8 protein-coding genes are annotated in these 7,949 nt (G+C 76.6%); 7 read left to right on the top strand and 1 reads right to left on the bottom strand.

Translation table 11 applies throughout. The features are described 5' to 3' along the window. Positions 1–167 precede the first annotated feature (167 nt). The 4 genes from ACI79E_RS20590 to hisF are packed head-to-tail and all read left to right on the top strand — an operon-like array spanning position 168 to position 3,024. Positions 168–1,091, top strand: coding sequence for an SDR family oxidoreductase (locus tag ACI79E_RS20590; protein WP_456934438.1), 924 nt, complete (start codon positions 168–170; stop codon positions 1,089–1,091). Between the two features lie 21 nt (positions 1,092–1,112). Further along, positions 1,113–1,844 carry a bifunctional 1-(5-phosphoribosyl)-5-((5-phosphoribosylamino)methylideneamino)imidazole-4-carboxamide isomerase/phosphoribosylanthranilate isomerase PriA gene (priA, locus tag ACI79E_RS20585; RefSeq protein ID WP_456934437.1) on the top strand — a complete coding sequence of 244 codons (732 nt, stop codon included), beginning with the start codon at positions 1,113–1,115 and terminating at the stop codon, positions 1,842–1,844. Then, positions 1,841–2,233: a RidA family protein gene (locus ACI79E_RS20580; protein WP_456934436.1), complete on the top strand. Its 393-nt coding sequence runs from the start codon at positions 1,841–1,843 to the stop codon at positions 2,231–2,233. The genes priA and ACI79E_RS20580 overlap by 4 nt, the downstream gene beginning before the upstream one ends. Then, the gene (hisF, locus tag ACI79E_RS20575) at positions 2,230–3,024 is read left to right on the top strand and encodes an imidazole glycerol phosphate synthase subunit HisF (RefSeq protein WP_456934435.1); all 795 of its coding nucleotides are present in this window, start codon (positions 2,230–2,232) and stop codon (positions 3,022–3,024) included. The genes ACI79E_RS20580 and hisF overlap by 4 nt, the downstream gene beginning before the upstream one ends. 42 nt (positions 3,025–3,066) lie before the next feature. Here hisF and ACI79E_RS20570 read toward each other — a convergent pair whose 3' ends face one another. Beyond that, on the bottom strand, positions 3,067–3,690 hold the full coding sequence (locus tag ACI79E_RS20570) for a TIGR03085 family metal-binding protein (RefSeq protein WP_456934434.1): 624 nt from the start codon (positions 3,688–3,690) through the stop codon (positions 3,067–3,069). A gap of 110 nt (positions 3,691–3,800) precedes the next feature. Between ACI79E_RS20570 and ACI79E_RS20565 the strand changes: the two genes are divergently transcribed. The 3 genes from ACI79E_RS20565 to ACI79E_RS20555 all read left to right on the top strand — a co-directional run bounded on the left by ACI79E_RS20565 (position 3,801) and on the right by ACI79E_RS20555 (position 7,913). Beyond that, the gene (locus ACI79E_RS20565) at positions 3,801–5,576 is read left to right on the top strand and encodes an ABC transporter ATP-binding protein (RefSeq protein WP_456934433.1); all 1,776 of its coding nucleotides are present in this window, start codon (positions 3,801–3,803) and stop codon (positions 5,574–5,576) included. Further along, entirely contained in the window at positions 5,573–7,399 is a 1,827-nt protein-coding gene (locus tag ACI79E_RS20560) for an ABC transporter ATP-binding protein (RefSeq protein ID WP_456934432.1), read from the top strand. Before ACI79E_RS20565 ends, ACI79E_RS20560 begins: the two co-directional genes overlap by 4 nt. Before the next feature lie 67 nt (positions 7,400–7,466). Continuing rightward, complete coding sequence (locus ACI79E_RS20555; RefSeq protein WP_456934431.1) at positions 7,467–7,913, top strand: hypothetical protein; 447 nt, start codon at positions 7,467–7,469, stop codon at positions 7,911–7,913. Positions 7,914–7,949: the final 36 nt, after the last annotated feature.

The following is a 7,949-nucleotide window of genomic DNA, read 5'->3' as shown; positions in this document are numbered from 1 at the left end:
CCCCCCCCACACCCCCCCCCGCCCCCCCCCCCCCCCCCCCCCCCCCCCCCCCCCCCCCCCCCCCCCCCCCCCCCCCCCCCCCCCCCCCCCCCCCCCCCCCCCCCCCCCCCCCCCCCCCCCCCCCCCCCCCCCACCGCGGTGTCGGTGGCCGGGTGCAGGGTGCCGGCATGGACTACACGCCGCCCGACCTCTCCGGCACCGTCGCCCTGGTCGCCGGGGCCACCCGCGGTGCGGGGCGGGGCACCGCGGTCGCCCTGGGCGCGGCCGGGGCCACCGTCTGGTGCACCGGCCGCAGCACCGCCGGGCACCGCTCGGAGTACGACCGGCCCGAGACGATCGAGGAGACCGCCGAGCTGGTCACCGCCGCCGGCGGCCGCGGCGTCCCCGTCGTCTGCGACCACCTGGACCCGGCGCAGGTGGCCGCGCTGGTGGCCCGCGTCGACGCGGAGTCCGGGCGCCTGGACGTCCTGGTCAACGACGTGTGGGGCGGCGAGACGCTGTTCGAGTGGGACGTGCCGTTGTGGGAGCACGACCTCGACCGCGGGCTGCGGCTGCTGCGGCTGGGGGTGGAGACCCACCTGGTCACCAGCGCGCACGCCCTGCCGCTGCTGGTCCGCCGGCCCGGCGGCCTGGTCGTGGAGATGACCGACGGGACGCTCGACTACAACGCGCACACCTTCCGGGTGAACGCCTTCTACGACCTGGCCAAGTGGTCGGTGCTGCGGCTGGCGTTCTCCCAGGCGCACGACCTGCGCCCGCACGGCGGGACGGCGGTCGCGCTCACCCCGGGCTGGCTGCGCTCGGAGATGATGCTCGAGCACTACGGCGGGACCGAGGCGAACTGGCGGGAGGGCACCGCGGTCGAGCCGCACTTCTGCATCTCCGAGAGCCCGGCGTTCGTCGGCCGCGCGGTCGCCGCGCTGGCCGCCGACCCCGACCGTGCCCGGTGGTCGGGGCGGTCCACCTCCAGCGGAGAGCTGGCCCGCGTCTACGGCTTCCCCGACCTCGACGGCACCCAGCCCGACGCCTGGCGCTACGTGGTCGAGGTCCAGGACGCCGGCCGCCCCGCCGGTGACGAGGGCTACAGATAGCGGCTCACTAACCTGTCAGGCGTGCCGAAGCTGCAGCTGCTCCCCGCCGTCGACGTCGCCGACGGTCAGGCCGTCCGTCTCGTGCAGGGGGAGGCCGGCAGCGAGACCGACTACGGCGACCCGCTCGAGGCGGCGCTGACCTGGCAGCGGGACGGCGCCGAGTGGGTGCACCTGGTCGACCTCGACGCCGCCTTCGGCCGCGGCAGCAACCGGGAGCTGCTGGCGCGGGTGGTCGGCGAGCTGGACGTCGACGTCGAGCTGTCCGGCGGCATCCGGGACGACGAGTCCCTGGCCGCGGCGCTGGCCACCGGCTGCCGGCGGGTCAACCTCGGCACCGCCGCGCTGGAGTCGCCGGAGTGGTGCGCTCGCGCGATCGCCGAGCACGGTGACCGGATCGCCGTCGGCCTCGACGTGCGGGGCACCCGGCTGGCCGCCCGCGGCTGGACCCGCGAGGGCGGCGAGCTCTACGAGACCCTCGCCCGCCTGGACGCCGAGGGGTGCGCCCGCTACGTCGTCACCGACATCACCAAGGACGGCACGCTGCGCGGCCCCAACCTGGAGCTGCTGCGCGAGGTCTGCGCCGCCACCGCCCGTCCCGTGGTCGCCTCCGGCGGGGTCAGCTCGCTCGACGACATCCGGGCGCTGGCCGGGCTCACCGCCGTCGGTGTGGAGGGCGCGATCGTCGGCAAGGCCCTGTACGCGGGGGCGTTCACCCTGCCCGAGGCGCTGCGGGTGACCGAGGAACTGGCGTGAGCGTGGTGCGGTTCGGCTCGGACACCCCCTGGGAGTCCGTCGTCGGCTACAGCCGGGTCGTCGTCCACGGGGACATGGCCTGGGTGAGCGGCACCACCGCGACGGTGGACGGTGAGGTCGTGTGCCCGGGCGACGCCGCCGGCCAGACCCGCCAGGCGCTGGCCAACCTCGCCGAGGCGCTGGAGAGGGCCGGGTTCACCGTCGCCGACGTCGTCCGCACGAGGCTGTTCGTCACCGACATCTCCCGGTGGGAGGAGGTCGGGCGGGCACACGGCGAGGTCTTCGGCGACGTCCGGCCGGCGACGTCGATGGTGCAGGTGGCCGCGCTGATCGACCCGTCGATGCTGGTGGAGATCGAGGCCGACGCGGTGCGGAGGGCAGGGGCATGAGCCTGGCGGTGCGCGTCATCCCGTGCCTGGACGTCGACGCCGGCCGGGTGGTCAAGGGCGTGAACTTCGTCGACCTGCGCGACGCCGGCGACCCGGTGGAGATGGCCCGCGTGTACGACGCGGAGGGCGCCGACGAGCTGACCTTCCTCGACATCACGGCCAGCTCCGGCGACCGGGAGACCACCTACGACGTCGTCCGCCGGACCGCGGAGAGCGTCTTCATCCCGCTGACCGTGGGCGGCGGGGTGCGGTCGGTCCAGGACGTCGACCGGCTGCTGCGGGCCGGCGCGGACAAGGTCGCGGTCAACACCGCCGCCGTCGCCCGGCCGGAGCTGATCAGCGAGATCACCGACCGGTTCGGCAACCAGGTGCTGGTGCTGTCGCTCGACGCGCGCCGCTGCCGCGACGGCGCGGTCACCGACTCCGGCTTCGAGATCACCACGCACGGCGGGCGGCGGGGTACCGGGCGCGACGCCGTGGAGTGGGTGGTGCAGGCCGCCGAGCTCGGCGTCGGCGAGGTGCTGCTCAACTCGATGGACGCCGACGGCACGCAGGCCGGGTTCGACCTGGAGCTGATCCGGGCGGTGCGCCGGGAGGTCACGGTGCCGGTCATCGCCAGCGGGGGAGCCGGCGAGCCGGAGCACTTCCCGCCCGCGGTCGAGGCCGGGGCCGACGCGGTGCTGGCGGCGAGCGTCTTCCACTTCGGCAAGCTGCGCATCGGTGAGGTGAAGGGGGCGCTGGCCGTCGCCGGCGTCCCGGTCCGCCGGGAGGCCGACACCCCGCTGGCGTAGCGGAGTCGCCGGGGAGCGGGAACCGCTGCCCAGCGGCTGCGCTCAGCAGATCTCGACGCGGGCGACGTCCTCCCGGCCGCTGGCCCACAGCAGCAGCTCCAGCGGCTCGCCCTCCACGGTGGTGGCCGGCTCGGCCCGCGAGATGCGCCGCACCATGCCGGGCACGTCGCTGCGCCGCAGCCGCAGCCCACCCGGTACCCGCCCGGTCGCGCGGCGGGCGTAGAGGACCGCGGCGCCCCACAGCTCGTCCTGGTCGGCCCGGTCCAGGGGCCGCGGGGCCCACTCCGGCTGGGCGCGGCGGGCGTCCTCGTGGTGGACGGCGAACTCCGCGGTGTTGACCAGCCGCGCCAGCAGCGGCCAGGCCAGCGGCGACCAGGCCGGCGGGCCCGACCGCACCCGGGCCACGACGTCGGGGTAGGACGTCGACTCCCGCAGCCGGTCCTCCAGCCGGTGGGCCCACGCGGTCAGCGGCCGGGCCACGTCCAGCGTCTCGACGGCCAGACCGGGCATCGCGTCCGGGCGGCGCTCGCGGACGACGAGGTGCGCGGCGAGGTGGGCGGTGGTCCAGCCCGCGCAGCAGGTCGGTGCGTCGGGCCCCAGCCGGTCGAGCAGGTCGGCCAGGCCGGCGCGCTCGCGGTCGACGAGGGACCGGGAAGAGGAGGTCACCCGGCGAAGTTACCGACGGTGCGGAGCCGGGGACACCGGTCCGCGGAGCGAGATGTCCGAGGCCCGCCGTACGGTCGCGAACGCCGCCCGAACGACGACCGAGGAGGACCGTGCCCCGCCGCCGAGAAGCCGTGGTCCGGCGAGGGGTGCGCCACATCGGGCGCGCCATCGCCGAGCAGCCGGGCATGTTCACCCTGGCCTTCCTGGCCAGCAGCCTCTACGGCGGCATGACGGTCGCCAGCGCCTACGTCATCGGCGAGATCACCGGCCGCGTCGTCCTGCCGGCGTTCGAGCAGCGGTCGACGACGGCCGCGGCGCTGACCCTGGCCGCGGTGGCCATCCTCGCGGTCGCCGTGCTCAAGATCCTCGGCATCCTCGGCCGGCGGCTGTTCGCCGGCGTCATGGGCTACCGGCTGCAGGCCTCCTACCGCCGCCGGGTGACCGGCCAGTACCTGCGGCTGCCGCTGTCCTGGCACCAGCGGCACCCGACCGGGCAGCTGCTGTCCAACGCGAACGCCGACGTCGAGGCCGCCTGGTTCTTCGTCGCGCCGCTGCCCTTCGCCTGCGGCGCGCTGGTCATGATCGCGATCACCGTGGTCGCCCTGGTCGCGACCGACCCGTGGCTGGCGCTGGTCGGCCTGGTCGTCTTCCCGCTGGTGTTCGTGGCCAACGCCGTCTACTCGCAGGTGATGAGCCCGCGCATGCAGCGGGCGCAGCAGCTGCGCGCCGAGGTCAGCGAGATCGCCCACGAGAGCTTCGACGCCGCCCTGGTGGTCAAGACCCTGGGCCGGGAGGACGTCGAGAGCGCCCGCTTCACCGCCCGCGCGGAGGAGCTGCGCGACGGGCTGGTCGCGGTGGGTCGGGTGCGCGGCCTGTTCGACCCGCTGATGGAGGCGCTGCCCAACCTCGGCACGCTCGCCGTCCTGCTCATCGGCGCCGAGCGGGTCGCGGCCGGCGCCACCGACGCCGGCGAGCTGGTCTCGATCGCCTACCTGTTCACGCTGCTCGCGCTGCCCATCCGGGCGATCGGCTGGGTGCTGGCCGACCTGCCGCGGGCGCTGGCGGGGTACGACCGGGTCACCCCGGTCCTCGACGCGACCGGGGAGACCCCGCACGGGGACGCCGCCGCACCGCGCGGCACCGGCGGCGCCGGCCTGGGCCTGCGCGACGTCGGCTTCACCTTCGAGGGCGCGACGGCGCCCACGCTGTCGGGCATCACCGTCGACGTCGCCGCGGGCAGCACCGTCGCCGTCGTCGGCCCCACCGGGTCGGGCAAGTCGACGCTGGCCGGGCTGCTCGTGCGGCTGGTCGACCCCGGCACCGGCCAGGTGCTCCTCGACGGGGTCGACCTGCGCGCCCTGCGCGAGGGGGAGGTCAGCGGGCAGGCGGCGTTCGTCCCGCAGGGCACCTTCCTCTTCGACGACACCGTGCGCGGCAACGTCACCCTCGGCGGCGACTTCCCCGACGAGGCGGTGTGGGCCGCGCTGCGGGTGGCCGCCGCCGAGGAGTTCGTGCACCGGCTCCCCGAGGGCCTCGACACCCGCGTGGGCGAGCGCGGCGCGTCGCTGTCCGGGGGCCAGCGGCAGCGTCTGGCCCTGGCCCGCGCCGTCGTCCGCCGGCCGCGGCTGCTGGTGCTCGACGACGCCACCAGCGCCGTCGACCCCGCGGTGGAGGCGCGCATCCTCGACGCCCTCCGCGACGCCGACCGGCCCTCGACGGTGGTCGTGGTGGCCTACCGGCAGGCGACGATCGCCCTCGCCGACGAGGTGCTGTGGCTGGAGGGCGGCCGGCTGCTGGCCCGGGGCAGCCACGACCACCTGCTCGCCGAGGTGCCGGGGTACGCGGCGCTGGTGCGGGCGTACGCGCAGACGGAGGTGGCGGCATGACCACCGCGCTCGCGGAGCACCGCGAGGAGGGCGCGCTGGCCACCCTGCGCCGCGGCCTGCGGATGATGCCCGAGTTCCGCCGCGGCCTGCCGGCCACCTTCGCCCTCGCCCTGGTCGCCACCGCCGGGCGGGTGGTCGTGCCGATCGCCGTCCAGCAGGTCGTCGACCGCGGCCTGTCCGGGCCGGGCGGGCCGGACCTCGGCCTGGTCCGCGACCTCGTGCTGCTGTGCGCGGTCGTCGTCGTGCTCACCGCCGTCGCGGTGTACCGGATGAACGTGCGGCTGTTCCGGACGACGGAGACCGCGCTGGCCGGGCTGCGCGCACGGGCCTTCCGGCACGTCCACGACCTGTCGGTGCTGCACCAGCAGGGCCAGCGGCGCGGGTCGCTGGTCTCGCGGGTCACCAGCGACGTCGACCAGCTCTCCACGTTCATGCAGTGGGGCGGTGTGCTCGGCGTGGTGAGCGTCGGCCAGCTGCTCGTGGCCACCGTGGTGATGGCCGTCTACTCCTGGCAGCTGACCCTGCTGGTGCTGGTCTGCTTCGTGCCCCTCGCGGTCGCCGTCCGGTTCTTCGCCCGGCGGCTGGCCCTGGTCTACGGCGTGGTCCGCGAGCGGGTCGGCGACGTGCTGGCCGCGGTCTCCGAGGCCGTGGTCGGCGCGGCCACGGTGCGGGCCTACGGCATCCGCGAGCGCACCGCGGCCCGCCTGGACCGCGCCGTCGACCGGCACTACCGGGCGCAGGTGTCGGCGCAGCGCACCACGGCCGCGGTGTTCGTCAGCGGCGAGTTCGTCGCCGCGGTCGCCAACGCGGCGGTGGTCGTCGTCGGCGTGCTGCTGGGGGTGGGCGGCGACCTGACCGCGGGCACCCTCGTGGCCTTCCTCTTCCTCGTGACGCTGTTCGTCGCACCGGTGCAGACCGCCAGCGAGGTGCTCAACGAGGCGCAGAACGCCGTCGCCGGGTTCCGGCGCGTGCTGGACGTGCTGGAGACCCAGCCCGACGTCCGCGACCCCGCGGTCGCCGACCCCGCCGGCGCGCGGGAGCTCCCGGCCGGCCCGCTGGGGGTGCGCTTCGAGCACGTCACCTTCCGGTACGCCCCCGGCGCCCGGCCGGCCCTCGACGACGTGGACCTGGACATCGCCCCGCGCCGGCGGGTGGCGGTCGTCGGGGAGACCGGCTCGGGGAAGACCACCTTCGCCAAGCTGGTCACCCGGCTGATGGACCCCACGGCCGGCCGCGTGCTGCTCGGCGACGCCGCGGGCTGGGTGCCGCTGGACCGGGTCGCCTTCGCCTCCCTGCGCCGCCGGGTGGTCATGGTCCCGCAGGACGGCTTCCTGTTCGACGCCACCGTCGCCGACAACGTCCGCTACGGCCGTCCCGGGCTCTCCGACGCCCAGGTGCTGGCCGCCTTCGACGACCTGGGCCTGGGCGCCTGGGTGGCGGGCCTCCCCGACGGCGTGGCCACCCGCGTCGGGCAGCGCGGCGAGTCGCTGTCGGCGGGGGAGCGGCAGCTGGTCGCCGTGGCCCGGGCCTACGTCGCCGACCCGGACCTGCTGGTCCTCGACGAGGCCACCAGCGCGGTGGACCCGGCGACCGAGCAGCGGCTGACCCGCGCCCTGGACACCCTCACCGACGGCCGGACGACGCTGACGATCGCGCACCGGCTGTCGACCGCCGAGCGCGCCGACGAGGTGCTGGTCGTCGACGCCGGCCGGGTCGTCCAGCGCGGCACCCACGCCGACCTGGTCGACGCCGAGGGCCCCTACGCGCGGCTGCACGCCTCCTGGCGGCGCTCCTCGGCGGGGGAGCCGCAGCCGGCCGGGTGAGGGCGGCCCGCGCGGCGAGGGCTCCCGGAGCCCCCGCCGGCGGCTGCCGCGCCCTAGCCTGCGCAGCATGCCCACTCCCACGACCCGGCGCCCGGCCCGGGACGTCCCGCCGTCCGACCCGCGCATGCCGGGCCTGGCCCTGGCCGCGGGCGTCCTGGGCATCGCCGGGGTGCTGCCGCCGGCCTTCGTCGCCGTGCTGGCCGTGGCCCTGGGCGGGCTGACCGCCGACACCGGCCCCGACCCGTGGACCTACCTGCTCGTCCTCGCCCCGGTCGTGCAGCTGTGGGGGGCGCTGTGGCTGCTGGCCCGCCGTGGCTGGCTGCTGCTGGTGCTGTCGGTCCTGCCGGTCGCCCTGCTGACCGGTGCGGTCATCTGGGCGGCGGGGCAGGCCGAGGAGTCGGGCGGACTGGGCTGGCCGCTGCTGCTGCTCGTGTGCCCCGTGGTGGCGGCGGTGCTGGCGGCGACGCCGCGCGTCCGCCGGTGGGTCGCCGGCCGCCCGCAACGCGCGCGCTGAGCCCCCCACCCGGCGCCGGTCCACAGCCGACGGCCG

This window comes from Geodermatophilus sp. SYSU D00079, from assembly GCF_054050635.1.
The sequence above is the reverse complement of the archived record's forward strand: the minus strand, read 5'-3'. Positions and strand labels throughout refer to the sequence as shown.

Coding starts and splice junctions, on each gene's coding strand:
- ACI79E_RS20590 (WP_456934438.1), top strand. CDS start 168: ATGGACTACACGCCGCCCGACCTCTCCGGCACCGTCGCCCTGGTCGCC.
- hisF (WP_456934435.1), top strand. CDS start 2,230: ATGAGCCTGGCGGTGCGCGTCATCCCGTGCCTGGACGTCGACGCCGGC.
- ACI79E_RS20560 (WP_456934432.1), top strand. CDS start 5,573: ATGACCACCGCGCTCGCGGAGCACCGCGAGGAGGGCGCGCTGGCCACC.
- ACI79E_RS20555 (WP_456934431.1), top strand. CDS start 7,467: ATGCCCACTCCCACGACCCGGCGCCCGGCCCGGGACGTCCCGCCGTCC.